The sequence below is a fragment of the Microbacterium sp. LjRoot45 genome (assembly GCF_964253325.1).
Lineage (GTDB): Bacteria > Actinomycetota > Actinomycetes > Actinomycetales > Microbacteriaceae > Microbacterium.
This window is the reverse complement of the sequence record NZ_CAXUQM020000001.1, coordinates 2278890-2301859: the sequence shown is the minus strand read 5'-3', so window position 1 is coordinate 2301859 and position 22970 is coordinate 2278890. Positions and strand designations below refer to the sequence as shown.

Below are 22970 nucleotides of genomic sequence, written 5' to 3'. Positions count from 1 at the left end.
AATGACCGCACGTGGGCGGCTGCGCGTGCTGCTGGGGGCCGCACCCGGCGTCGGCAAGACGTACGCGATGCTCGAAGAGGGCGCTCGCCGCCGCGCCGAGGGCGCCGACGTCGTCATCGCGGTCGTCGAGACGCACGGGCGCGCCGAGACGCTCCGCCTGACCGACGGGTTCGAGGTCGTGCCCCGACGGGCCGTCGCTCATCGCGGAGTCACGCTCCAGGAGATGGACCTCGACGCGGTGCTGGCACGGTGGCCCGAACTCGCGCTCGTCGACGAACTCGCGCACACCAACGCGCCCGGCTCCGCCCACGAGAAGCGCTGGCAGGACGTCGCCGCCCTGCTGGAGGCCGGCATCGACGTGATCTCCACGGTCAACATCCAGCACATCGAGTCGCTCAACGACGTGGTGGAAGAGATCACGGGCGCCGTGCAGCGGGAGACCGTGCCCGACGAGGTGCTGCGGGCGGCCGATCAGGTCGAGGTCGTCGATCTCGCGCCGCAGGCGCTCCGCGACCGCCTCTCCGGCGGCTTCGTCTATCCGGCCGAGCGCATCGACGCCGCCCTCTCGAACTACTTCCGCCTGGGGAACCTCACGGCGTTGCGGGAACTCGCCCTGCTGTGGCTGGCCGACGAGGTCGACCACGCCCTTCAGGGCTACCGCGCCGAGCACGGCATCGATCGCCGCTGGGAGGCGCGCGAGCGCGTGGTCGTCACGTTGACCGGCGGTCCCGAGGGGGAGACGCTGCTGCGCCGCGGTGCGCGGATCGCCGCGCGCTCCGGCGGCGGACAGCTGCTCGCGGTGCACGTGACCAGTCAGGACGGGCTGCGTGCGGCGCACCCGGCATCCCTCGCGGAGCAGCGCGCTCTCGTCGAGAAGCTCGGCGGCACCTTCCATCAGGTCGTCGGCGACGACGTGCCGCGCGCGCTCGTGGAGTTCGCGCGCTCGGTCGACGCGACCCAGCTCGTGCTCGGGGTCAGCCGCCGCAGCCGCCTCGCGGCGCTGCTCACCGGACCCGGCATCGGCGCGACCGTGATCCGCGAGTCAGGCGACATCGACGTGCACATCGTCACGCACTCGGCCGCGGGCGGACGCTTCGCCCTGCCGCGCCTGGGAGGCGCTCTGACCATGCGCCGCCGGCTCGCGGGCTTCGCGGTCGCGATGCTCGGCGGTCCGCTCCTCACGTGGCTGCTGGTGACCTTCCGCTCCGCCGAGTCGATCACGAGCGATGTGCTGAGCTACCAACTGCTGGTGGTGATCGTCGCCCTCGTCGGCGGCATCTGGCCGGCGCTGTGGGCCGCGGTGCTGAGCGGGATCACCCTCGACTTCTTCTTCGTCGAGCCGCTCTACACGATCCGGGTGCACGAGCCGCTGCACCTCCTCGCGCTCGCGCTCTACGTCACGATCGCGGTGCTCGTGAGCTTCGTCGTCGACCGGGCCGCACGCAAGACCCGCGCCGCGCGGCGGGCGGCGGCCGAGTCCGAACTCCTGCAGACCGTCGCCGGGAGCGTCGTGCGGGGGAGCGGGTCGGTCGAAGCGCTCGTCGAGCGTGCCCGCGAAGCGTTCGGGCTGGCCGGTGTGCGGCTCACGAACGACGGCGACGTCGTGGCGACGAGCGGGGAACCGCTGCCCGACGGCCGCCATGCGACCGTCCCCGTCGGCGACCGCGCCGTGCTCGAGCTCCACGGCCACGATCTGCCGGCGTCGGAGCGGCGGCTGCTCGCCGTGATCGTCTCCCAGCTCGAGGCGGCCCTCCAGCATCGCGACCTCGCCGAGACGGCGCGCGAGCTCGAGCCCCTCGCGGCATCCGATCGGGTGCGCAGCGCCCTCTTGTCCGCGCTCAGCCACGACCTGCGGCGCCCCCTGGCGGCCGCGACGGCGGCGGTCGGCGGGCTCCGCGTCGGCGTCGCGAGCGAGAGCGACCGCGACGAGCTGATCGAGACGGCCGGCGAGAGCCTCGCGACCCTCGGAACCCTCGTGACGGATCTGCTCGACGTCAGCCGCCTGCAGGCGGGCGCCCTCGCGATCTCGCTCGCCGATGTCGACCCCGCCGACGTCGTGCTGCCGGCGCTCGACGAGCTGGGCCTCGGTCCGGGTGTCGTCGACCTCGACCTCGCTCCGGTAACCGTCCGCGCCGATCCCGTGCTGCTGCAGCGCGCCGTGGTCAACGTCCTCGCCAACGCCGTGCGCCACTCGCCGGCCGGGCGCAAGGTGCGTATCGCGACGAGCGTTTTCGGCGACACGGTGGAGATGCGCATCGTCGATCACGGTCCCGGGGTGCCGGCCGATCGTCGCGACGACATTTTCCTGCCGTTCCAGCGACTCGGCGACACCGACAACACGGCGGGGCTCGGCCTCGGCCTCGCCTTGTCGAAGGGGTTCGTGGAGGAGATGGGCGGTACGCTCACGCCGGAGGACACACCCGGAGGAGGGCTCACGATGGTGATCGCGCTGCCGCTCGCACCGGCGTGGAGCTGGAACGGGGCGCCGGAGTGAGGATCCTCATCGCCGACGACGATCCGCAGATCGTCCGTGCGCTGCGCATCACCCTCTCCGCGCAGGGATACGACGTCGTGACGGCCGCCGACGGCGCTCAGGCGATCGCCACCGCCGTCGACCGTCGTCCCGACATCTACCTGCTCGATCTCGGCATGCCCGCCCTCGACGGCCTCGACGTGATCCACGCGATCCGCGGCTGGTCCGACGCCCCGATCCTCGTGGTCTCGGGCCGCACCGGCTCCGGCGACAAAGTCGACGCCCTGGATGCCGGGGCGGACGACTACGTCACCAAGCCCTTCGCCGTCGACGAGCTGCTCGCCCGCATCCGCGCGCTCACGCGGCGTGCCCCGCAGCAGGAACCCGACCCGGTCGTGGAGCTCGGCGACGTGTCGGTCGACCTCGTCGCGCGCAGTGTGACGCGCGTCGTCGACGGGCGCACGGAACGCATCCGGCTCACCCCCACGGAGTGGCAGCTGCTGGAGATCCTCCTGCGCAACCCCGGCCGGCTCGTCACGCGGCAGACGATCCTCACGACCATCTGGGGCTCGGAGCACGTGAGCGACACCGGCTACCTGCGGCTGTACATCTCCCAGCTGCGCCGGAAGCTCGAACCCGACCCCGCGCACCCGCGATACCTGCTCACCGAGGCGGGGATGGGCTACCGCCTGCAGCTCGACTGACGACACCGGCATCCGCTCGGTATTCAGTCTTGCTATCTACCGGTACTCGGCGTTACTATCTAGCGGTAGTCAGTGACAGTGACTACCACACGATCGACACGCGACGGAGGCGGCATGGGCAAGCAGGCGACCGAGATGCTCAAGGGCGTCCTGGAGGGCATCGTGCTCGCGCTCCTCGCGGACCGGCCCGCCTACGGCTACGAGATCACCGCATCGCTGCGCGACCGGGGCTTCTCCGACATCGCGGAGGGCACCATCTACGCGCTGCTCGTGCGGGTGGAGCAGCGCGGCCTCGTCGACGTCGAGAAGGTGCCCTCGGAGAAGGGCCCGCCTCGCAAGGTGTACTCGCTCACCGACGACGGCCGCGCCTACCTCACCGAGTTCTGGAGGACCTGGAGCTTCCTCACCGAACGACTCGACCAGCTCCAGCACGGAGGACACTGACATGGCCGCGAAATGGATCGAGGCCCTCACCGGGTCTCTCGAGCAGAAGAAGCAGTACCGGCAGAGCATGCGTCGCATCGACGCGCTGCCCGAGCCGTACCGCAGCGTCGCCCAGGGCTACCACCGCTACTTCATGTACTACGGCGGCTTCCTCGACGGAGAGACGCTCGTCACCCTCATCGGCGACTTCGTCGATCTGTGGGAGCGCGCCGCCGTCGACGGCTCGACCGTCCACGACATCGTCGGCGACGACCCGGTCGCGTTCGGCGAGGAGTTCGCGAACGCCTACGCGGGACGGCACTGGATCGACAAGGAGCGCACCCGGCTGATCGAAGCCGTCGAGAAGGCGCAGCGGGAGGCGGGATCATGACCGCGACGCTGACGGCATCCGCGGTCCGCATCGAGGGGATCCGGAAGTCGTTCGGTGACGTCGAGGTGCTCCGCGGCGTCGACCTCGACATCGCTCCCGGCAGCGTCTTCGCGCTCCTCGGGTCGAACGGCGCGGGCAAGACGACGCTCGTGCGCATCCTGTCGACACTCCTCCGAGCAGATGCCGGCAGGGCATCCGTGCAGGGCTTCGACGTCGCGGACCGACCGGGCGACGTGCGCCGCGCGATCAGCCTGACGGGCCAGTTCACCGCGGTGGACGACGTGCTCACCGGGCGGGAGAACCTCCTGCTCGTCGCACGGCTGCGACACGTGCCCCAGCCGGATGCCGTCGCCGACCGTCTCCTCGCCCGGTTCGCTCTCACCGACGCCGGTGGCCGCCGGGCGGGAACCTACTCGGGCGGCATGCGTCGCCGGCTCGACATCGCGATGAGCCTCATCGGCGACCCCGCGGTGATCTTCCTCGATGAACCCACCACGGGCCTCGACCCGCAGGCGCGGATCGACGTGTGGGATGCCGTCCGCGAACTCGCCGCCGGGGGCACCACCGTGGTGCTCACGACCCAGTACCTCGACGAGGCCGAACAGCTCGCCGACCGCATCGCGATCCTCCACGAGGGGCGCATCATCGCCGACGGGACGCTCGCCGAGCTGAAGAAGCTGCTCCCTGCGGCGACCGTCGAGTACGTCGAGAAGCAGCCGACGCTCGAGGAGGTGTTCCTCGCCGTCGTGGGGCGGGGCGCCGCCGGCGGGCGGGGCGCCGCCGGCGACGCACCCAAGGAGGAATCATGACCACGCACGCTCTCGGCGACACCGCCGTGCTCACCGGCCGGTCGCTGCGCCACATCCTGCGCAGCCCCGACACCATCATCACGACGGCGATCATGCCCATCGCCTTCATGCTCCTGTTCGTGTACGTGTTCGGGGGTGCGATCGACACGGGGGAGACCCCGTACATCGACTATCTGCTCCCCGGCATCCTGCTCATCACGATCGCCTCCGGGGTGGCGTACACGTCGTACCGGCTCTTCCTCGACCTGCAGGGCGGCATCGTGGAGAGGTTCCAGTCCATGCCGATCGCCCGGTCGAGCGTCCTGTGGGCGCACGTGCTCACCTCGCTCGTCGCGAATCTCGTCTCGCTCGCCATCGTCGTCGGCGTCGCGCTGGTGCTCGGATTCCGTTCGCCGGCCGGGGTGCTCGCGTGGCTGGCGGTCATCGGCATCCTGACGCTGTTCACGCTCGCCCTCACGTGGATCGCCGTCATCGCGGGACTGTCGGCCAAGACGGTCGACGGTGCGAGCGCCTTCAGCTACCCGCTGATCTTCCTGCCGTTCATCAGCTCGGCCTTCGTGCCCACCGAGACGATGCCCGGCCCCGTGCGGTGGTTCGCCGAGAACCAGCCGGTGACCGCGATCGTCGACGCGATCCGGGCGCTGTTGACGGGCAGCGCTCCGGGTGGCGCGCTGGCCGTGGCGCTCGCGTGGTGCGGCGCGCTCCTGGTGGCGGCGTTCGCGGTGGCCGCCGCGATCTACCGGCGGCGCGTGCGCTGACTCCGCGGCGCGTGTGCCGACTCGAGCGGGTGTGCTGCTCTCGGCGTGACGGATACAGGGGAAATCGACGCGTCGCGAGGTCGCTGAGGCGACGGCGGCCGGTTTCCCCTGTAATCCTCACTCCACCGACCGCCGGGTGCCGCGGAAACCGGCGGCCAGGGGGTCAGACGGCGGCTTCGTCGGCGGTCTTGGACTTCTGAATCTTGCTGATGAGGTCGCCGAGGCCCGCCGAGCCGCCCATGATGGCGGTCGCGGTGATGACGATGTCGACCACGGACGGCACATTCGTGTAGCCGAGCGAGGCCAGCAGCGAGAACTTGAACAGCGACACGAGGAGCATCGCGAGGAGGAAGGCGAGCCCGTTCGTCAGCAGCGCCTTCTCGACGTTCGCCGTCGTCACGGCCTTGTCCGCCTCCGACTGGTCGTCGACGGAGTAGACGAGCGGTCCGAGTCCGCGCAGGGCGGCGGCCTGCATGCGCACGGCCGCCAGCGCCTCCTGCTTCTTCACCGTCGCAGTCGGCGCGCCGCTCACCTTCGAGAGCAGGCGGTCGATCACGGGCACGAGGATCTGATTCACCCGCTCGATGGCCTGCGCCAGCACGTAGAGAATCGCGAACGCGGCGATCCCCTCGACGGGCGTCTGGGTGATCGTCGAGCTGGTGAGGAGGATCGGTCCGAGGACCAGTCCCGCCACCACCAGGATGATCGTCGTGACGATGTATGGCATGCGGATGCCGGTGTCTGCGCTCATGAGATTCCCCCATCTCCCCGTCGAGATGGCCCTGAAGATACTCCTGTGGGGAGCGCGCCGACAGACCCCTCGTCCGTGGCGGTTTCGGCGTCGGCGATAGAGTGCGCACATGCAGCGGAATCCCTACGCGCTCGTCCTGTGGACGGCGACCATCGCGTGCGCCGTCATCCTCGTGTTCATCTGGATCGCGCTGTCCCGTGATTCCTTCGACGCGTCGGAATACTCCGTGGACGTACCGGGACTCTCCCGTGCCGCCCTCTACGTCTTCGCCGCTGGCGTCGTCACGGGCACCGGCGCGTGCGTGCTGAGCGGCGTCGCCTGGCTCGGACGCCAGCGCTGAATCACGACTCCGGCGATGCCGTGCGGGCACGCGGCGCGCGGCCGACGCGCCAGCGCCCGATGAGGTAGCTCAGCGCGAACAGTCCCGCGACGGCGAGCGCCGCTCCCCACGGAGCGCGCGTCACACGGGTTCGGTCGTGCGGATCGGGCCGCAGGTGAGGCACGACCACACGACGAGGAAGCGCTCGTCGTCGAGGATCTCGAAGCGCAGCGGGTCGCCGCAGGTCGGGCAGGTCCACGGCTGAGAGGGGCGCATGCCTCTATCTTCCGCCCGGGCAGCGCCGGCGGCTCCGGTATGTCGGGGGTGGGTGCGACGATCCTGTCCTCGGGCCCGAGGGGGGAGGCGACATGCGCGGGGAGGCGACCGTGCTCCACGCCGATCTCGACGCCTTCTACGCGTCGGTCGAGCAGCGCGACAACCCGGCGCTGCGGGGGAGGCCGGTGATCGTCGGAGGCGGGGTGGTGCTCGCCGCGAGCTACGAGGCGAAGGCGCGCGGCATCAAGACAGCGATGGGTGGCCGGCAAGCGCGCGAGCTGTGCCCGGATGCCGTGGTGGTCCCGCCCCGGATGGATGCCTACGCCGCCGCCAGCCGTGCCGTGTTCGACATCTTCCGTGACACGACGCCGCTCGTGGAGGGCCTGTCGATCGACGAGGCGTTCCTCGAGGTCGGGGGACTGCGGCGGCTCGTCGGCGACCCCGTGCACATCGCCCGAGGGCTCCGGGAGCGCGTGCGGGGCGAGGTGGGGCTGCCGATCTCGGTCGGCGTCGCGCGCACGAAGTTCCTCGCGAAGGTCGCGAGCGCGGTCAGCAAACCCGACGGTCTGCTGGTCGTGGAACCCGACGGGGAAGCGGCGTTCCTGCTCCCGCTGCCGGTGGAACGGCTGTGGGGCGTGGGGGCGGTCACGGCCGAGAAGCTGCACCGCTTCGGCATCCGCACGGTCGGGCAACTGGCGGAGATGGAGGCGGCGACGGCCGAGCGGCTGCTCGGGCGGGCCGCGGGGGCGCATGTGCACGCGATGGCGCGTCTGCTCGATCCGAGACCCGTCGTCACGACGCGGCGGCGCGGGTCGGTCGGCTCGCAGCGGGCGCTCGGCTCACGCCCGCGCGCTCCGGAGGAGGTGGAAGTCATCCTGACGCAGATCGTCGACCGGCTGGCCCGTCGGCTGCGCGACGGTGAGCGCGGATGCCGTACCGTCACCCTGCGGCTGCGGTTCGCCGACTTCACGAAGGCGACGCGGTCGCGCACGTTGCGCTCGCCGTCCGACCGCACGGCGGTGCTGCTCGGTGCGGCGCGGGGCCTGCTCGCCGCCGCGCAGCCGGAGATCGCGGCGCGGGGGCTGACACTGATCGGGGTGTCGTTCGGTCAGCTCGCGCGGGGCGAGGAGGTGCCGCCGGAGTTGCCCATCGACTGGGGCGACGGGGCGCGGCTCGACACGGTCTTCGATGCGGTGCGCGACCGGTTCGGCGCCGGGTCGCTCGGTCGCGCGATCCAACTGGGGCGGGATGCCGGGTGGTCGACGCCGCTCCTGCCGGAGCACGAGTGACGCCGTTCGTCAGGCGTCGGGGAGGGGAGCGGTGTCGGGTGCGAGGCGGTAGAGCACCTGCGGGCGTCCGCGGCGTCCGTACCGGTGGGCGAGGTCGGCCGCACCGGTTTCGACGAGGTGGGTGAGGTAGCGGTGCGCCGTGGGTGCGGAGAGTCCGCACGCGGCGGCCACGTCGGCGCCGGTCATCGGGGTGACGGGGTCGAGCGCGGCGATGACACGATCGAGGGTCGTCGGCGCGAGGCCCTTCGGCAGCGACGCGGGAGTGCCCCGGCCGGGGGTGCCCGGGCCTGGGGCACCCGGGCCGGGAGCGCCCTGGCCGCGAGCACCCTGCCCCCGGCCGGAAGCATGCCGGGCGGTGCGGATGCCGCCGGTGAACAGCCGATCGATCTCACCCTGGCCGAGGGGAACCTGTCTCGGAGGCTCCGCGTCGTCCGGGCGCTCGGTGCGGGTGGCGGCGTAGTGGGCGAGGCGCTCCTGCAGGGCCTCCTTCGTGAACGGCTTCACGAGGTAGCCCACGACGCGGCCCGCCATCGCCTGTCGCACGGTGGTCTGGTCCCGCGACGAGCTGATCACGAGCACGTCGCGTTCGGGGCCGGCCATGGTGCGCATGCGGTGGAGCACTTCGATGCCGCTGATGTCGGGGAGGCGCATGTCGAGGAGCACGAGGTCGGCGTCCGCCGCCAGCCGGAGGGCGTCCGTTCCGGTGGCCGCCGTGCCGATCACGACGAAGCCGGGGGTCGCGGCGACGAATCCGGCGTGCAGGGCCCGCGCCCCGCGGTCGTCGTCCACGACGAGCACCCTCACGAGCGCGCTCACGTGCGTGCCGCCAGCTCGAACGAGAAGCGCGCCCCGCCCAGCGTCGACGCGCCGACTTCGACCGAGCCGTCCCGCGAGGTGACGAGGCGCCGCACCAGATCGAGTCCGATCCCGCGGCCGCGGCCGTCGGCATCCGCTTTCGTGGAGAGTCCGCGCGTGAAGATCCGGGCGGCGACGTGGCGGTCGACGCCCGGTCCGTCGTCGTCCACCGCACCGTACAGGCGGTCGCCCGAGCGACGGAGCGTGCAGCGCACCCGCGACGCGCCCGCCTCCCCGGCGTTGCGGCTGAGGTTCGTGAGGATCGACACGACGTCGTCGTCGAGGTCGGCGCCGGGTTCGAAGTCGAACTCGGCCAGGGCGCCGCGTTCGAGGAGGTCGGCGCGGATGGCGTGCATCGCGGCATCCCGCAGAGCCGATGCCGCCACACCGCCCTCGGCGCCGCCGCCCTCGCCCGGCGCACCGCCCGGGGTCGCGTCGCTCACCGCGACGACGTCCTCGATGTAGTCCAGCGCGGCGTGCGGTTCGCCGGCCGTCACGAGGCCGTGCACGACGTGCAGTCGGGTGTGGAACTCGTGCGCCTGCTCCTGGAGGGCGGCGGTCGTGCGCTGCATCTGGGCGTGCTCGGCGGCGAGCCCGTCGAGCCGGCGGAAGCGGCGCTCGACGGCGGCCGTGACGAGCGAGCTCACGATCGTGGCGACGACGAGTGCCCCCGCGGCCCAGGGGAGGAGGCCCGCGAGCGCTTCGACGCGCTGCGACTCGATGTCGGATTCCAGCACCCCCACGGCGACCATGCCGACGACGTCGGCGTCGGCGCCCCGCACGGGAACCTTCGCGCGCAGCGACCGGCCTGACGGACCCGTCTCGGTGCCGAGGAACGGTGTGCCGGCGAGCACGGACTCGTTGGTCGTCGACACCTGGATGCCGCGCTCCGACGCGAGCGGGTGGGTGATGCGCACCCCTTCGTCGTCGGTGATCACGGCGTAGTAGACCCCCGCCGCCTCCGCCACGAGGTCGGCGATCGGCTGCAGGGTGGAGGTGGCGTCTGCGAGGTCGTCGGCGTCGGCGAGGTCGGCGGGTGTTCCCGCGCCGACGTTCGCCGCGAGCGTGGCGCGCACCTGCGGCAGTTCCGCGAGGCTCGACGCCACCTCCTGCACGCGTTCGGCCGTGGCATCCCGGATGCTCTTCTCCTGCAACCAGAGGGCGATCATGACCGTCGCGGCGAGCGCGGCGAGGGCGACGACGGAGGGCAGGAGGATCATCGCCAGGCGGATCGCCCGGGGGCTCGGCCGCATCGCCATCGTCGTCACTCTCCCGTCGGGGTCCACGCGTCGGCATCCATCGGCGTTTAAGAGAACAAATCGCCGGCGGCGCGACGGTGCGGACCGGCGGTGCCATCCTAGGTCGATCCCGCGGCGACGACGATGTCCGCGCGAATGGAGCAATGATGACCCAGGAGCCCCTTCCCCCCAGATCCGGGCCAGGACGAGCGATCGGCCGCGCTGTCGGCGGTCTGATCGCCGTCGCCGCCATCGGTGTCGCGGCGTTCGGTTCGATCAGCTCGGCCGCGTCCGGTCAGGACATCAGCGCGTCGATGACGATCATCGCCCCCGCGGCCGCCGGCGGCGGCTGGGACGGGGTGGCGCGCGAACTGCAGCAGGCGCAGAAGGCGAACGGCCTCGTCAACAATGTGCAGGTCGTGAACATGCCGGGAGCCGGCGGAACGATCGCGCTCGGCAACGTGTCGGTGCTGAAGGGTCAGCCGAACAACCTGCTCGTCGGCGGCACGGGGCTGCTGGCGGCGACGATCCAGTTCGGTTCGGCCGCCACCCTCGACGACGTCACGCCGCTCGCGGTGATCGTCGAGGAGTACGACGTCATCGTCGTGCCGGCCGACTCGCCCTACGAGACGCTCGACGACCTTGTCGCGGCGTGGCGTGACGACCCGAAAGCGCTCCCGTGGACCGGCGGCGGCTCGTTCGACCAGCTCGTCGTCACCGATCTCGCCCTCGCGGCGGGGATCGACGCGCTCGACACCACCTACATCTCCTCCGACGGCGGCGGCGAGGCCATCCAGGCGCTGCTCAACGGCACGGCGCAGGCAGCCACGGGAGGCTATCCCGACAACATCGACCAGATCGAGGCGGGGCGTCTGCGCGCGCTCGCGCTCGTCGCGCAGGAGCCGATCGACGGGATCGACATCCCCACGGCGGTCGACCAGGGCTACGACGTCACCCTCACCAACTGGCGCATGCTCGCCGCGCCTGCCGAGCTCGAGGAGGCGGAGGTCGAGGGCCTCACGCAGCTCGTGCTCGACAGCGTCGAGACGCCGCAGTGGCGGGATGCCATCGACCGCTACCGCTGGACCGAACGCATCATCACCGGTGACGAGCTCGCGACGTTCCTCGACGACGAGGAGAGCCGCATCCGCACCCTGTACGAGGAGATGGGCCTGTGACCTTCCCACCGAACCCCACATCGGCATCCGCTGTTCTCGGCGACCGGCTGCGCATCGTCTCCCGTCCCGGGATGGCGGCGCTGGCGAAGGCGCTGACGATGCCGGTCGTCGTGGCGGCGTTTGCGACCTACCTGCTCGTCGGCATCATCACGATGCGCGTGCCGAGCTCGGCCGACTTCCCGGGGCCGCAGTTCTTCCCGGCGATCATCACGGTGGGGCTCTACGGCTCGCGATCGCCCTGGCGGTGTCGGGCATCCGCGAGGTGCGGAGCCTTCCCGACCCCCACACCGCCGAACTCCTCGCGGCGGGGGCCGGAGAGGATGCCGCGGACGAGCCCCGCGCCGTCCGCATCGACGTGCGTTCGCTGCTGTGGATCCTGGGATCGTTCCTCACGTTCGCGTTCCTGTTGAACGTGCTCGGGTGGGTCATCGCCGCGGGACTGCTGTTCTGGGGCGTCACCCGCGGCTTCGGATCCACCAGGCCGATCGCCAGCCTCGTCGTCGGACTGACGATGAGTTCCCTCGCCTACATCGGCTTCGACATGGCCCTCGGCCTGCCGTTGCCGTCCGGCATCCTCGGAGGTTTCTGACATGGACGCTTTGCAGATGCTCGGCGAGGGGTTCCTCGGCGCCTTCACGCCCATCAACCTCATGTGGGTGCTCATCGGCTGCCTGCTCGGCACGGCGGTGGGCGTGCTGCCCGGTCTCGGGTCGTCGATGGCGGTGGCGCTGCTGCTCCCCATCACGTTCTCGCTCGACCCCACCGCGGCGTTCATCATGTTCGCCGGGGTGTACTTCGGCGGCCTGTTCGGCGACTCGACGATGGGCATCCTGATGAACACGCCGGGCCAGGCGTCGGCGATCGCGTCGACCTTCGAGGGCCACAAGATGGCGCTCAACGGGAGGGCCGCCCAGGCTCTCGCGACCGCCGCGATCGGCGCCTTCATCGGCGGTTTCGTCGCGTGCGTCGTGCTCGTGTTCCTCGCCCCCGCCCTCGCCGACTTCTCCAGCCGGTTCGGGCCCGCCGAGTTCTTCGCGCTCGCTGTCTTCGCCTTCGCGGCGACGTCGTCGGTGGTAACCGACAACGCCCTGAAGGGCCTCACCGCGCTGTTCCTCGGGCTCGGCATCGCCGTCATCGGCGTCGACGGCGTCTCGGGCGCCCCCCGGTTCACGATGGACTCGCCGTACCTGTTCGACGGGGTGTCACTGGTCACGGTGACGGTCGGCATCCTCGCCCTCGGCGAAGTGATCTACGTCGCCTGCCTGGAGCGTCATACGTCGAACAAGAAGCTGCTGCGTCCGACGGGCCGCCCGTGGCTCAGCCGGAAGGAGCTGCGCGAAGCGACCCCGGCGTGGCTGCGCGGCACCGCGATCGGCCTTCCCTTCGGCGTCATCCCCGCCGGCGGATCGGAGATCCCCACCTTCCTCGCCTACGGGCTGGAGAAGCGGCTCGACGCGCGTCGCCCCCATCCGCAGTTCGGCAAGGGAGCCATCCGCGGCCTCGCGGCGCCGGAGGCTGCGGGCAACTCGACCACCGGCATGGCGATGGGGGCGCTCCTCGCGCTCGGTCTGCCGATCTCCGCCACGGCGGCGATCATGCTCGCCGCGTTCCGCCAGTACGGGCTGCAGCCGGGACCACTCCTGTTCGACCGTGCGCCCGACCTCGTGTGGTCGCTGCTGGCGAGCTTCTTCATCGCGATGGTGGTGCTGCTCATCCTGAACCTGCCGTTCGCGATGCTGTGGGCCAAGCTCCTCCTCATCCCGCGCCCCTACCTCTTCGCGGGCATCACCGTGTTCTGCGCGCTCGGCATCTACGCGACGTCGGGTTCGCTCGTCGACCTCCTGATCCTGCTCGGCATCGGTGTCGTCGGGTTCCTGCTCCGGGCGCTCGACTACCCGCTCGCCCCGCTGATCATCGGCATGGTGCTGGGTCCGCTGGCCGAGACGAGCCTGCGGGATGCCGCGATGAGCGCGAACGGAGACTTCTCGGTGCTCGTGCACAGTCCCATCAGCATCGGCCTCTACGTCGTGCTCGCGGCGGTGCTCGCCTTCGCGATCCGCGGGCGGATCGTCGCGCGGTCACGCGCCCGCGCCGCAGCGAAGAGCGAGCGGGTGACGGAGCCGGTGGGTCGCTGACGCGGGTCAGTCGGCGGTGGCGGTTGCGGCGGTCTCCGTCTGCCGCGCGGGGGCGGAGAGGGCGAGGACGCCGCACATGATCAGCATCCCCACGACGGCCAGCGCGGTCCCGATGAACGAGGCCGTCACCCACCCGCTGGTGTCCGCTACCTCGATCAGGTAGATGGAGGAAGACGGAACAGCGGGCATGATCTCGGCGTAGTCCGGGGCAGGGGGGAGGGTCACGCGAGAGATCACGAGCACCGCCAACCCGACCGCGCTGAGAGCGACCCCACTCCACCAGATGCCATTCCACCAGATGGCTGGCCCGCGACGGATGCCGGAGAGGAGCGCGGTCGACGGGCGGCCGGTGACCACGGCGCGGCCGATCAGAACGCTCATCGCCAGAAGTCCCGCCCAGAGCATCCCGGCACCCACGAACGTGGACGATGCGACATAGATGGTGTCGAAGAGCATTCTCGGGTCTTCGATGACAGACGGGGACGCGAGGTAGGAGGACTCGTACGAGAAGAACGGCTGCGGAGCGCTCATGCCGATGATGACGGTGAACAGGCCGATCACGATGAGGGCGGCAGCACCCCACCAGGCCACCGCGAGAGCCCGAGATCGATGTCCCCGGCTCGGCGCATCATCCCGGCGCAATGACCACCACCGATCCGAAAGGAACGCGATGGTCATCGTGGCGACACCGACGAGGAGGAAGCCCGCGACGGCACCGGGTCCGACCGAGACGTGGTCGACCAGCGCGAACATCTCGCGGACGTACTCCAGCCAGCCGATGCCGGCGCCTCGCCCGGCGCCGACACCGAGGTAGACGAGGATCGACCCGACCAGGACGCTGAGGAGCGCGACGGCCCAGACCGTCCTCTCGCGCCGCGTTGACTCCACGTCGTCAGCCTAGTGAGCGGATGCCGGGGTGCTCGGCTGAACGCCGGGCTCAGCGCTGGCGGGTGAGAAGAGCGCGCGCGTTGACGGCGGCCCGCGACGAGCCGCGGAACGTCTCCAGCCACTCCCGGAGCTTCGGATCGGCGGCCGCGATCGTTTGATCCTCGGTCGTCGCGATCAAGACGTCGAGCAACTTGTCCACGCCGCGGCTGTTGTTCGGGATGCGGGGGAGGAACGCCGAGAGCGTGTCGGCGACGGCCGTGCGCGCCTCGGAAGAGATCGAGCTCGCGTCGGCGAGGGCCGTCGCCCATCGGGGGAGGACGCAGCCCGGGGCATGCCGAACGAACGCGTCGGCGACCGTCGCCACGGACACGCGCCGCGGTACGGCGGCCGCGAACAGCTCGGCGGCATGGATTCTCGTGAGTGCGGGCCGCTGGCCTAGCGCGAGCACCAGCGCAGACGCCGACAAGGGTCCCCACTCGCCGCGATGACGCGCGAGGCCGTCAATGATCTCGGCCTGACCGAACTCGGTCACCGACTCCAGCCCCGAGACCAGCATCTGCAGTCCCAGCAGCGACGCGACGTCGGCGTCAGCCGGGCAGACGATGTCGCCGAAGATCTGTCCTGCGTTGCCCCACTCGAACGATGAGTAGCGACGGCGCTTCGTGCTCGGCGCGCAGGTGGGCCGAAGCGGCTCGATGCGGGACGACGCGCCGCCGACAACCATCAGCCGCATCGAGCGGCCCCCTTTCCAGTGGTCAGCCTGGGTCGGCTCCCATTCCTCGGTCACGGAGGTGCGGGTGCCCGCACCGGGGTAGTCGTGGCCGGCCGCGATCAGGAGCGGGTCGTCGCCCAGCGGGTTCCGCGCGCGGGCGGCGGCGATCCACCAGTCGAGAGGCTCGATCGCCCGCATCTCGCCGCCGAGGGCGTACCGGAGGGCGTCGGCCGCGACCCCGTTCGCGTCGACCACCGGGCGAGACGGCACCCGCGCCAGCGCCGCTGCGCGACCGTCTGCGGACACGCGCAGGAGTGCGGCGACCAGGTCTGCTGGAAGCACCCTTCGCCCCGCCTGATCGCGTTCGATGAAACGGTCGACCAGCGTCGCCGGGCTCACCCCGCCAGCGCTGTCCTCGGGCGTGGCGAGCAGCACCCCGGCCGGCATCCCGCGCGCGAGCTCCCTGCCGACCTCGTCTGATCGACACTCGACCACGGTGTCATGCTCCGCACTCCCCGTGGCGCCGTAGTACGTTTCGCCGTGCATGCGGACTAGCACTCGGGCGATGAGCATTGCCGCCGTTTGGCCGCCGCGAGGCCAATCCGGGGGCTCCGTGCGCTTGCGCGCGACCTTCATGAGCGGCGCGAGAAGAGAGCGGTCCGTGAGGGTCGCGAGGGCGGCGAGGGCGAGTTCGAACTCGATCCCGTCCGCATTCCCCGCGAGCACGGCTCCGAGACGCTCGCCGATGTCGCTCTCCGGCCACGGGTAGACCGCCGAGGGAGTCTCCAGGCCCTCGTCGGGCGACGGCCCGGCAACGGATGCCGCGGCAGCAGGAGTCGATGTCGGAAGCAGGTCGAGGCGCCCCATGTGTCGCAGCGCGTCCTCCGCGGCCGATCGAATGTCGGGGTGCGGGTGATCCAGGGCGTCGGCGATGGCGTCGGCGCGCGCGGTCGCATCCTGATCGCCGACACCGCTTCTCAGCATGGTCACCAGGTGGGCGACGTTCGCTTTGCCCGCAGACATCGCCGGAGCGGCAAAGTCCGCGAGCCTGTCGACGTCGAGTCTCCGCGCCTTGTGAAGCGACCACAGTGACCGAACGGCAACCGTGACCGTCGGCCCGACGCGCGAGGACAGCAGGGCGAGAAGGCTCGCCTCCAGACGGCTCAGTTCGTCGACGGTCGGGCGGAGCGAGGTGAAGAGACGCGAGTACCAGCCTGAGGTGTAGGCGGAGAAGTCGCGCGTGAGCGCATCGAGGCACGCGGTGAGCACTCGTTCCCGTGGCAGTACCCCTTCGTCGGTGAGCTGGAGGACGACGCCGTGCCAGGTGGCGGACTCCTCGAAACGGGTGAACTTGTCGACGTTGGCGAGCGAGACCTCGCCTCCCCCTTCGACCTCGAAGATCCGCCAGAAGACCTCTTCGCGTAGGCGAGTGTCGTGTCGGAGAAGGAACAGCCGCGCGCCCGGGATCGCCCCCATCGCGGCGACCATGGCCAGCACGTAGTCGTCGTCGTGGGGGACGGTGATCATCCCCGCAAGCTCTTGGAGTCTCATCTCGACGAAGACGTCTCGAGGCGAGTAATGCGAACTGTGGAAAGAGGACATCCAGGTCACGTCATAGGGCCCCGGCCAGTCGTCTTCGATCCGCCGGGCGAGGGCGATGGCGTCGTCGAGGGTGGTCTGAGGGTCCGCCAGCATCTTCGTAAGAAGTCGGCTGAACGCCGCTCCGCGCAGCGGGCCGGTCGTGCGCAAGGCTCGGCGCCAACTCACCGGACCCCTCCCTGCAGACGGGCAGCGAGGATGTGTTTGCACGGGCCGCGCGACGAGGCGTGTCGGGCGTACCACGCGCAGGTGCAGGAGAACGTCGCGTCCGGTCGCCGCCGCACCTGATACACCTCGTCACCGGACCGCACCAGAAATGGGTCACCAGTCCCGGTGACGGCGCCCTCGCTGACAAGAGCTCGGGCCGCGACAAGCCTCGGATGTGCCTCTTCGATCCGCGAGAAGTCGATGGTGTCGAGCGGAAGTGGACGGTGGAAGTATGCCGCGGATTCCAGGTCGTAGCCGAGGCGTCCACCGGTGGCGAGCACCGCGACCGCCGCATCGAACTGGGCCGTCTCGAGGCCCAGCCCGTCGCCGGTGGGCGGCAGGTAGGTTCCCGCGCTCAACGATGAGTCGAGCAGCTGTGCATCGTGGGAGCGCCCCGGACCGTCGACCAACAGCTTCTCCAGGAGTCCGCCCTCGCCGGAGAAGCCGCGACTCTTGTCGGGAGACAGGCACAGGGTGAACCGGCCACCCGGCACGTCCACCACCCACGCGGACGCCACTGAATGGGATCCGTAGCCGCGGAGCGAGGTCGCGTGGCGCAGAAGAGGGTCGATTGCTCGCAGTCGTTCGGGGCCCGCCACGGGAACCCCCGCCCCGTCGGAAGCCGCGCGTGTGGCAAGTCGCACCTGCGTGCCGCTCGTCGGTACGACCCACACGAGCGAGCGCGTGGGCGACGACGACGGCAGGGACCGAATCATGCGGCGGGCGCTCGCCGCGTCGAGACGGAGCTGCTCCGACATGAAGCTCAGCGCCACTTGCGTTTCGGCGAACCCTCGAACCCACCGGTTGGGGAGCGTCACCTTCTCCTCCCGCACCGTGGCATCCATCGTGGACACCTCCATCGCGTCGGACGTGACGACGAGGTGGAGCGGCTCGTGCTCGCGGAGCGCGGCGAGGGCCGCCCGGAGAGGAGGATTCACGTCGACGTTCGTCACTCCGCTCGTCCGCGAGCCGACCTCCATCCCGTCGGACGTCACGTCGAGACGCGCATACACGCCGCAGCAGGCGCTGAACGCCTCGAATCTGAGCGAATCGGGCGCGACGGTGACGACCGGATCTGCCGCACGCAGCACGGCTGCGAGCATCCCGGGCGGCACGTAGTAGCGGGTGCGAGAGATCCGTGCGAGCACCAGAAGTGCGTCCGCGAGCACCTTGGGGTGCTCGACGAAGCCCGAGAAGAACGACGCGTCCGTGCGGGTCGTCGCAAGGCGGATGCCATCGCGGTCGATGACGGACTCGAACGCGTAGCGATACACCGCCTCCGTCGTCCCCGCGTCCGTCACGACGTCAGCCTAAGGGCACGAGTCGCGGGGATTCACACGCCGCGATCCGGGTCGTCGCCCGCGGAGCTCGACGCCGGGGTGGCCGCGCTCGAGATCGCCTCCGCGAGCTGGTCGAAGCGAAGAGAGGGTGAGAGGCGTGCCGCCGTGCTGCGGCCGATCGAGTCGACACCGAGCTCGATCAGTTTCGAGCGAGGAATCACGAAAAACTCCCACGCGCTCACATCCAGAGGGTCGTAGTCGGCGTGGGAGGTGGTCGTCAGTGCAGCGAGCACGTAGACGTCGGCCTTGTAGGTCTTCTCGGCCGACATGCCCTGAGTGATGTCACCCCACGAGTGCCCTCGGAGCCCGGTGAAGCGCAGCTGCGACGGAGCTCGCTGAGGCCAGGCTTGCAGATACGCGGACGCCTTCACTTCGATCTTGATGCCTCGCCAGAGGACGTCGTAGTCGTCCCATTCGACTCGGTGCGCGCTCGATCCCAGCGCTCGCGCCACCAAGAATTCCGCGAGGTATCCGCGCGTGTTGTTCACTCGGAGATCTGACATCGCGAACCTCCAGAAGTCCGCGACCGTGGCCGCGACTCCCACGAAGCGCTCTTCGCCATTCAGCGGCGGGACCTCCGGCGCGGGTATCCATTCGGGCTGCTGCGGCGCGTCGCTCATGGGGTTGACGCTACCTCGCGCCCGCCCCGCTGTGCCCCGACGGGGAGTCACCCGGCGCGTCTGCGCCCCACGCGGCGAGGGCCTCGATCGCGGGGCGCAGGGCGCGTCCGCGTTCGGTGAGGGCATAGGCGCGGGTGTTGTGCTTCAGGGGCAGGCGGGTGAGCACGCCCGCCTCCTGGAGTTCGCGCAGGCGCGTCGCGAGCATGTTGGTGGGCACGCCGAGGTCGCGTTGCAGGTCGCCGTAGCGCTGCGGCCCGTCGAGGAGGCGGTCGACGATCAGCAGCGCCCACCGCGCCCCCACCACGTCGAGGGACTTCGCGAGGTCGCTCACGCGGGCGCGTCGGAGTCCGGCTTCATCCAGAACGGCGAGTAGTGGTAGCCGTCGGGGTCGTCGAACTGCCGCTGGTACATGAAGGGGTAGTCGTCGGTGTCGCCGACCCGGCCCCCGGCGGCTGCGGCGCGAGCGACGAGTTCGTCGACGGCATCCCGGCTGTCGAGATCGAAGGACACGGTCACCTTGGAGGGCGTGTCCGGGCCGCCGATCAGGTCTTCCGTGCCGCCGACGGCCGCGTACATCGCGCGGCTGCCGAGCATGACGTACTGGTCGGGCGCGATCGCGAAGCACGACACGTTGTCGTCGGACATCTCGGTGTTCAGCGCCCAGCCGAGCGCGGTATAGAAGGCGGTCGCGCGTTCGACGCTCTCGACCGGGCAGGTGATGAAAAGGCTCATGACGTGATACTTGCAAAATGCAAGTGCGCCGTCAAGAGGGCCCGAAAAGTGGTGTGCGCGCACGGAGTGCGGCGATAACGTGACGCCATGCGATCGACGAGTTCCCAAGCGCCCTGCGACGACATCGTCTGCCAGCTCATGTCCTTCCGACACGCGTGGGATGCGCTCGCGGCGTGGATCTCGATCGCGCTGGCCGTGTTCGTGGTCATCGGCATCCTGGGGCTCGTCACCGCGTGGGTGGCGGTGCGGCATACGCGCCTTGCGGCTCAGTCCGCGCGCGACCGCCGCGTCGCCGATGCCTGGATGAGTGCCATCACCGAGGCGCAACTCTTCGTGACGACAGCTGAGGGGATGAGCGAGACCGATCGAGGTCTCGCACGTCAGGAAGTGACCCGGCGCGTCGCCGCCGCCCAAGGGGTGTCCGCCCTCGACGAAGCCGATCCCGGCACACGCCTCGGCGCGGCGGTGCGCGAGCGCATCAGTGCCGCCGTGAACAGTGACGACGCGGAATACGCGAACGCGCAGTTGCGCGACGCGCGGCTGTCCCTCCGGTCATGGGTGCGCAACGACGCGGCGGCGCTGAAGCGTGACTCGGCGCTCGACCATCGCTGAGGCCCCTCACGCCGTGTGACATGATGCGCAGGTGCGGAAGACCTGGGTGAGCATCATCGCGCTGACGGCTGTGCAGGGTTCGCCCGAGAGGCCTGAAGCGAAGCGACTGCTGGTGCCGGGCTCTCGCTCTACTCAGATAGCCATGCCCTGGACGACGGAAGCGGTCCGGCAGTGACACCGGATCAAGCGGTTGTGCTGTTCCGCGAACTCACGGCGGGAGTTCCTGCGCGCGTCGGCATCTCTGACGGGATCGCCTTCGCGGAGCTCCACGGGTCTGCCGACGGCCGAACGGCGAAAGTCGGCACACCGGGCTCCGGCTGGTACGCGCTGGCCGTAGACGGTGGATTTTCGCTCGATCACTTCGGCGAGGATGACACGACCGAGGAGATCACCGAGATACTGCGGGAACTCGTTGTCGTAGGAACGGCCTACCTTGAGCGTGGTGGCGTCGTTGAGAAGCCTCGGTCGTTTTCGCCGGCGCTCATGGTCAAGGTCGGCGCAGACAGTTTCGTACTTCGGCGCTCTCTCCTAGACGAGCTCCGTCGTGCATGGCGCCGGTCGTGGCCATTGAAGAGGCAGACGCGTGGCTGACGTCGTGAGCATCGAGCTGCTGCTCGATCCCGCCACCGAAGACCGGGTGCGCGACGATTGGCGGCGCCTCGCCGACGCGGGCCTGTCGAGTCTCGCCGCGCACACCTCGCCGTCGAACCGGCCGCACGTCACCCTGCTCGTCCGCGCTACCGTGCCGCCCGTCGACTTCGCCGGGGCCGTGCGCATGCTCCCGGTGTCGGTCGGGCTCGCGGAGCCGGTCGTGTTCGCGCACGGTGACCGTGGCGTGCTCGCGTGGAGAGTGGCCGTGACGGATGCCGTGACCGCGCTGCACGAGGCCGTCCACTCCGCCGTGCCGACGGGTGAGGACGCCGATGCGCCCCACACGAAGCCGGGGGAGTGGACCCCGCACGTCACCCTCGCTCGGCGCCTCCGCCTCGACCGGCTGGACGAAGCGCGGTCGTTGCTCGGACCGCCCGTGTCGGGCTCCGCGGTTGCGCTCCGCCGATGGGACGCCGCGGAGAAGCGGGTGACGGAGATCGGCGGCGCGGCATCCTGATCAGGCGCGCACCCTGAGTCGGGGGCGGCGAAGGGGCACCCTCAGCCGAGTTGGTCGAGGATCCCGCTGACCTGGTCGACGATCTGTTCGTCGGTGGCGATCCCGTCGCGATAGACCAGCAAAGAGGTATAGGTGCCGTCGATGCATTGCTGGCCCGACACGGCCACCGCTGACTCTCGATCGGGGAGGTAAGCGATGGAAGAGACCAGTCCGGCCCCCTGCCCGGCGGCCTCGAGCAACTGTGAGAAGTACCCGCACGCGGCCTCAGGTTCGATCGTGGAGCCGCTCTCTACCGCGTTCACGGCATCCTCGATCTGCGAGCGGAGCGAATCAGGGACGGCGCCCTCCGGCAGCGCGAGGATGCTTTCGACGAGCGCGGGAAGTGCGCGAGCCCACTCCGCCGCCGGCATCTGTGCGACCTGAACGCCACCGCCGTCCGTGGCGGCGTACTGACAGACCGGCAGCTCCGTACCCGGCGGCGTCGTCTCAACGCCAGCGCTCGACGCTCCCACGAGGTCGGCGACCGTTTCATCGTCCAGCAGTGTGCACGGCGAGCCGGGGGCAGCATCTGAGGACGCGGTCGGCGATGCCGTGGGCGAGGCGTCGGAGGCGCGAGGAGTTGGCTGGTCGTCGGCGGCGACGGAGCACCCGGTGATCGTCGCGGCGAGCGCGCCCGCCAGGATCAAGGGCAGGAGGCGAGACCGACGAAAGTGGCGGTGGGCAGAGGTAGGTGCCATGAAGCGAGGCTATCGCGCACGTGGTTACGCGACCCGCCGACGTGGGATCGCCGTCAACTCGAACGGCTCGCATTGCTCGTGCCAAGGTGGGGCTGTGGCATCCGTGAGTGATCCGAACCGCGACGAGTGGTACGCGATGAAGCGCGTGCTCGAAGGGCCGATCGGTCGGCGCGAGACCGCCGCCCTGCGCGAATTCAACGAAGCGGGTGGTGCCGAGATCGCGCGTGCCCTCCGCGAACTCGGACTCGACATCGAAGACCTCGGTGACCTCCAGCGAAACGGGCTCGACGGCACCCCCGCAGTGCCCGTACTGGTTGAGTGGCTGCCGCGCGTCGACTATCCGCCGCTGAAGCTCGAGATCATCTTCGCGCTGGGGCGGCCGTGGGCTCGAAGTGGCATTCCGAATCTCATCGAGGAGTTCTTGCGCATCGATCCTGGAACGGATGAGGGGTGGGGGTCGATGCGAACCACGATCGGCGGGGTGCTCATGTTCCGGGTCACGGCCGAGCACCTTCCCGCGGTTTTGGAGATCGCGACCGACGCCTCTCACGGCATCCATCGCTTCGGATTCGTCCGCGCACTCGGGCGCTACCCGAAGGAGCGGGACCGCCTGATTCCGGTGCTGGCAGAGCTGCTGGCGGATGAGGACGTGCGCATTCCCGCGATTCATGCGCTGACGCGGCTGAAGGCGGTCGAACATCTGCCGGCCATCGTCGAGTTCGCGGACTCGTCCTACCCCGAGGTACGCAGGATGGTGCGGCAGGCGATCAAGCGGCTCGGGGCGATCGATCCGAGATCCACGGAGTTGTAGTGTCA

27 protein-coding genes are annotated in these 22970 nt (G+C 70.3%); 15 read left to right on the top strand and 12 right to left on the bottom strand.

Annotated features, from left to right (window positions below):
• Position 1: 1 nt before the first annotated feature.
• The 6 genes from ACSQ18_RS10955 to ACSQ18_RS10930 all read left to right on the top strand — a co-directional run bounded on the left by ACSQ18_RS10955 (position 2) and on the right by ACSQ18_RS10930 (position 5558).
• Positions 2–2494 (top strand): DUF4118 domain-containing protein, encoded by a 2493-nt coding sequence (locus ACSQ18_RS10955; protein WP_436037348.1) that lies wholly within the window; start codon positions 2–4, stop codon positions 2492–2494.
• Entirely contained in the window at positions 2491–3177 is a 687-nt protein-coding gene (locus ACSQ18_RS10950; RefSeq protein ID WP_436037346.1) for a response regulator, read from the top strand. Before ACSQ18_RS10955 ends, ACSQ18_RS10950 begins: the two co-directional genes overlap by 4 nt.
• Before the next feature lie 114 nt (positions 3178–3291).
• On the top strand, positions 3292–3621 hold the full coding sequence (locus tag ACSQ18_RS10945; RefSeq protein ID WP_144808788.1) for a PadR family transcriptional regulator: 330 nt from the start codon (positions 3292–3294) through the stop codon (positions 3619–3621).
• 1 nt (position 3622) lies between these two features.
• Positions 3623–3991, top strand: a complete 369-nt coding sequence (locus ACSQ18_RS10940) for a DUF1048 domain-containing protein (RefSeq protein ID WP_436037344.1) — start codon at positions 3623–3625, stop codon at positions 3989–3991.
• The gene (locus tag ACSQ18_RS10935; RefSeq protein WP_436037342.1) at positions 3988–4800 is read left to right on the top strand and encodes an ABC transporter ATP-binding protein; all 813 of its coding nucleotides are present in this window, start codon (positions 3988–3990) and stop codon (positions 4798–4800) included. The genes ACSQ18_RS10940 and ACSQ18_RS10935 overlap by 4 nt, the downstream gene beginning before the upstream one ends.
• Positions 4797–5558, top strand: coding sequence for an ABC transporter permease (locus tag ACSQ18_RS10930; RefSeq protein ID WP_436037340.1), 762 nt, complete (start codon positions 4797–4799; stop codon positions 5556–5558). The genes ACSQ18_RS10935 and ACSQ18_RS10930 overlap by 4 nt, the downstream gene beginning before the upstream one ends.
• Before the next feature lie 163 nt (positions 5559–5721).
• Here the strand turns inward: ACSQ18_RS10930 and ACSQ18_RS10925 are convergent, their stop codons facing one another.
• The gene (locus ACSQ18_RS10925) at positions 5722–6309 is read right to left on the bottom strand and encodes a hypothetical protein (protein ID WP_436037338.1); all 588 of its coding nucleotides are present in this window, start codon (positions 6307–6309) and stop codon (positions 5722–5724) included.
• Positions 6310–6418: 109 nt separating this feature from the next.
• Here ACSQ18_RS10925 and ACSQ18_RS10920 point away from each other — a divergent pair, with 109 nt between their 5' ends.
• Positions 6419–6649, top strand: coding sequence for a hypothetical protein (locus tag ACSQ18_RS10920; RefSeq protein WP_436037336.1), 231 nt, complete (start codon positions 6419–6421; stop codon positions 6647–6649).
• Position 6650: 1 nt separating this feature from the next.
• Here ACSQ18_RS10920 and ACSQ18_RS10915 read toward each other — a convergent pair whose 3' ends face one another.
• Entirely contained in the window at positions 6651–6773 is a 123-nt protein-coding gene (locus ACSQ18_RS10915; RefSeq protein ID WP_436037334.1) for a hypothetical protein, read from the bottom strand.
• Positions 6770–6904 carry a hypothetical protein gene (locus ACSQ18_RS10910; protein ID WP_301037788.1) on the bottom strand — a complete coding sequence of 45 codons (135 nt, stop codon included), beginning with the start codon at positions 6902–6904 and terminating at the stop codon, positions 6770–6772. The genes ACSQ18_RS10915 and ACSQ18_RS10910 overlap by 4 nt, the downstream gene beginning before the upstream one ends.
• Before the next feature lie 92 nt (positions 6905–6996).
• Here ACSQ18_RS10910 and dinB point away from each other — a divergent pair, with 92 nt between their 5' ends.
• Entirely contained in the window at positions 6997–8193 is a 1197-nt protein-coding gene (dinB, locus tag ACSQ18_RS10905) for a DNA polymerase IV (RefSeq protein WP_436037332.1), read from the top strand.
• A 9-nt stretch (positions 8194–8202) separates the two neighbouring features.
• On the opposite strand, the gene ACSQ18_RS10900 is transcribed toward dinB, so the two are convergent.
• Positions 8203–8982 carry a response regulator transcription factor gene (locus tag ACSQ18_RS10900; protein ID WP_436037330.1) on the bottom strand — a complete coding sequence of 260 codons (780 nt, stop codon included), beginning with the start codon at positions 8980–8982 and terminating at the stop codon, positions 8203–8205.
• A gap of 23 nt (positions 8983–9005) precedes the next feature.
• Complete coding sequence (locus ACSQ18_RS10895) at positions 9006–10307, bottom strand: ATP-binding protein (RefSeq protein ID WP_436037328.1); 1302 nt, start codon at positions 10305–10307, stop codon at positions 9006–9008.
• Positions 10308–10453: 146 nt separating this feature from the next.
• Here ACSQ18_RS10895 and ACSQ18_RS10890 point away from each other — a divergent pair, with 146 nt between their 5' ends.
• From ACSQ18_RS10890 to ACSQ18_RS10880, 3 genes are all read left to right on the top strand, one after another.
• On the top strand, positions 10454–11464 hold the full coding sequence (locus tag ACSQ18_RS10890) for a tripartite tricarboxylate transporter substrate binding protein (protein ID WP_436038432.1): 1011 nt from the start codon (positions 10454–10456) through the stop codon (positions 11462–11464).
• 244 nt (positions 11465–11708) lie between these two features.
• On the top strand, positions 11709–12053 hold the full coding sequence (locus tag ACSQ18_RS10885; RefSeq protein ID WP_436037326.1) for a tripartite tricarboxylate transporter TctB family protein: 345 nt from the start codon (positions 11709–11711) through the stop codon (positions 12051–12053).
• Position 12054: 1 nt separating this feature from the next.
• A complete protein-coding gene (locus ACSQ18_RS10880) occupies positions 12055–13599 on the top strand; it encodes a tripartite tricarboxylate transporter permease (protein WP_436037324.1) in 1545 nt (514 codons plus the stop codon).
• Positions 13600–13605: 6 nt separating this feature from the next.
• On the opposite strand, the gene ACSQ18_RS10875 is transcribed toward ACSQ18_RS10880, so the two are convergent.
• From ACSQ18_RS10875 to ACSQ18_RS10850, 6 genes are read right to left on the bottom strand one after another with little or no spacing between them, the layout of a single operon-like run.
• On the bottom strand, positions 13606–14487 hold the full coding sequence (locus ACSQ18_RS10875) for a hypothetical protein (RefSeq protein ID WP_436037322.1): 882 nt from the start codon (positions 14485–14487) through the stop codon (positions 13606–13608).
• Between the two features lie 49 nt (positions 14488–14536).
• Positions 14537–16966 carry a DUF6493 family protein gene (locus ACSQ18_RS10870; RefSeq protein WP_436037320.1) on the bottom strand — a complete coding sequence of 810 codons (2430 nt, stop codon included), beginning with the start codon at positions 16964–16966 and terminating at the stop codon, positions 14537–14539.
• Complete coding sequence (locus tag ACSQ18_RS10865) at positions 16963–18306, bottom strand: SWIM zinc finger family protein (protein WP_436037318.1); 1344 nt, start codon at positions 18304–18306, stop codon at positions 16963–16965. The genes ACSQ18_RS10870 and ACSQ18_RS10865 overlap by 4 nt, the downstream gene beginning before the upstream one ends.
• Before the next feature lie 32 nt (positions 18307–18338).
• Entirely contained in the window at positions 18339–18965 is a 627-nt protein-coding gene (locus ACSQ18_RS10860) for a hypothetical protein (RefSeq protein ID WP_436037316.1), read from the bottom strand.
• Positions 18966–18975: 10 nt separating this feature from the next.
• A complete protein-coding gene (locus tag ACSQ18_RS10855; protein WP_436037314.1) occupies positions 18976–19296 on the bottom strand; it encodes a winged helix-turn-helix transcriptional regulator in 321 nt (106 codons plus the stop codon).
• Complete coding sequence (locus ACSQ18_RS10850; protein ID WP_436037313.1) at positions 19293–19697, bottom strand: VOC family protein; 405 nt, start codon at positions 19695–19697, stop codon at positions 19293–19295. Before ACSQ18_RS10850 ends, ACSQ18_RS10855 begins: the two co-directional genes overlap by 4 nt.
• Before the next feature lie 87 nt (positions 19698–19784).
• On the opposite strand from ACSQ18_RS10850, the gene ACSQ18_RS10845 reads away from it, so the two are divergent.
• The 3 genes from ACSQ18_RS10845 to ACSQ18_RS10835 all read left to right on the top strand — a co-directional run bounded on the left by ACSQ18_RS10845 (position 19785) and on the right by ACSQ18_RS10835 (position 21417).
• The gene (locus ACSQ18_RS10845) at positions 19785–20309 is read left to right on the top strand and encodes a hypothetical protein (RefSeq protein WP_436037311.1); all 525 of its coding nucleotides are present in this window, start codon (positions 19785–19787) and stop codon (positions 20307–20309) included.
• Between the two features lie 192 nt (positions 20310–20501).
• Positions 20502–20900: a hypothetical protein gene (locus tag ACSQ18_RS10840; RefSeq protein WP_436037309.1), complete on the top strand. Its 399-nt coding sequence runs from the start codon at positions 20502–20504 to the stop codon at positions 20898–20900.
• Complete coding sequence (locus ACSQ18_RS10835) at positions 20893–21417, top strand: 2'-5' RNA ligase family protein (protein WP_436037307.1); 525 nt, start codon at positions 20893–20895, stop codon at positions 21415–21417. Before ACSQ18_RS10840 ends, ACSQ18_RS10835 begins: the two co-directional genes overlap by 8 nt.
• A gap of 41 nt (positions 21418–21458) precedes the next feature.
• Here ACSQ18_RS10835 and ACSQ18_RS10830 read toward each other — a convergent pair whose 3' ends face one another.
• Positions 21459–22154: a hypothetical protein gene (locus ACSQ18_RS10830; protein WP_436037305.1), complete on the bottom strand. Its 696-nt coding sequence runs from the start codon at positions 22152–22154 to the stop codon at positions 21459–21461.
• A 103-nt stretch (positions 22155–22257) separates the two neighbouring features.
• On the opposite strand from ACSQ18_RS10830, the gene ACSQ18_RS10825 reads away from it, so the two are divergent.
• Entirely contained in the window at positions 22258–22965 is a 708-nt protein-coding gene (locus tag ACSQ18_RS10825) for a HEAT repeat domain-containing protein (RefSeq protein ID WP_436037303.1), read from the top strand.
• Positions 22966–22970 lie beyond the last annotated feature (5 nt).

Coding starts and splice junctions, on each gene's coding strand:
- ACSQ18_RS10895 (WP_436037328.1), bottom strand. CDS start 10,307: ATGGCGATGCGGCCGAGCCCCCGGGCGATCCGCCTGGCGATGATCCTC.
- dinB (WP_436037332.1), top strand. CDS start 6,997: ATGCGCGGGGAGGCGACCGTGCTCCACGCCGATCTCGACGCCTTCTAC.
- ACSQ18_RS10940 (WP_436037344.1), top strand. CDS start 3,623: ATGGCCGCGAAATGGATCGAGGCCCTCACCGGGTCTCTCGAGCAGAAG.
- ACSQ18_RS10945 (WP_144808788.1), top strand. CDS start 3,292: ATGGGCAAGCAGGCGACCGAGATGCTCAAGGGCGTCCTGGAGGGCATC.
- ACSQ18_RS10845 (WP_436037311.1), top strand. CDS start 19,785: ATGCGATCGACGAGTTCCCAAGCGCCCTGCGACGACATCGTCTGCCAG.
- ACSQ18_RS10830 (WP_436037305.1), bottom strand. CDS start 22,154: ATGGCACCTACCTCTGCCCACCGCCACTTTCGTCGGTCTCGCCTCCTG.
- ACSQ18_RS10955 (WP_436037348.1), top strand. CDS start 2: ATGACCGCACGTGGGCGGCTGCGCGTGCTGCTGGGGGCCGCACCCGGC.
- ACSQ18_RS10890 (WP_436038432.1), top strand. CDS start 10,454: ATGACCCAGGAGCCCCTTCCCCCCAGATCCGGGCCAGGACGAGCGATC.
- ACSQ18_RS10910 (WP_301037788.1), bottom strand. CDS start 6,904: ATGCGCCCCTCTCAGCCGTGGACCTGCCCGACCTGCGGCGACCCGCTG.
- ACSQ18_RS10880 (WP_436037324.1), top strand. CDS start 12,055: ATGGACGCTTTGCAGATGCTCGGCGAGGGGTTCCTCGGCGCCTTCACG.
- ACSQ18_RS10920 (WP_436037336.1), top strand. CDS start 6,419: ATGCAGCGGAATCCCTACGCGCTCGTCCTGTGGACGGCGACCATCGCG.
- ACSQ18_RS10925 (WP_436037338.1), bottom strand. CDS start 6,309: ATGAGCGCAGACACCGGCATCCGCATGCCATACATCGTCACGACGATC.
- ACSQ18_RS10860 (WP_436037316.1), bottom strand. CDS start 18,965: ATGAGCGACGCGCCGCAGCAGCCCGAATGGATACCCGCGCCGGAGGTC.
- ACSQ18_RS10850 (WP_436037313.1), bottom strand. CDS start 19,697: ATGAGCCTTTTCATCACCTGCCCGGTCGAGAGCGTCGAACGCGCGACC.
- ACSQ18_RS10930 (WP_436037340.1), top strand. CDS start 4,797: ATGACCACGCACGCTCTCGGCGACACCGCCGTGCTCACCGGCCGGTCG.
- ACSQ18_RS10935 (WP_436037342.1), top strand. CDS start 3,988: ATGACCGCGACGCTGACGGCATCCGCGGTCCGCATCGAGGGGATCCGG.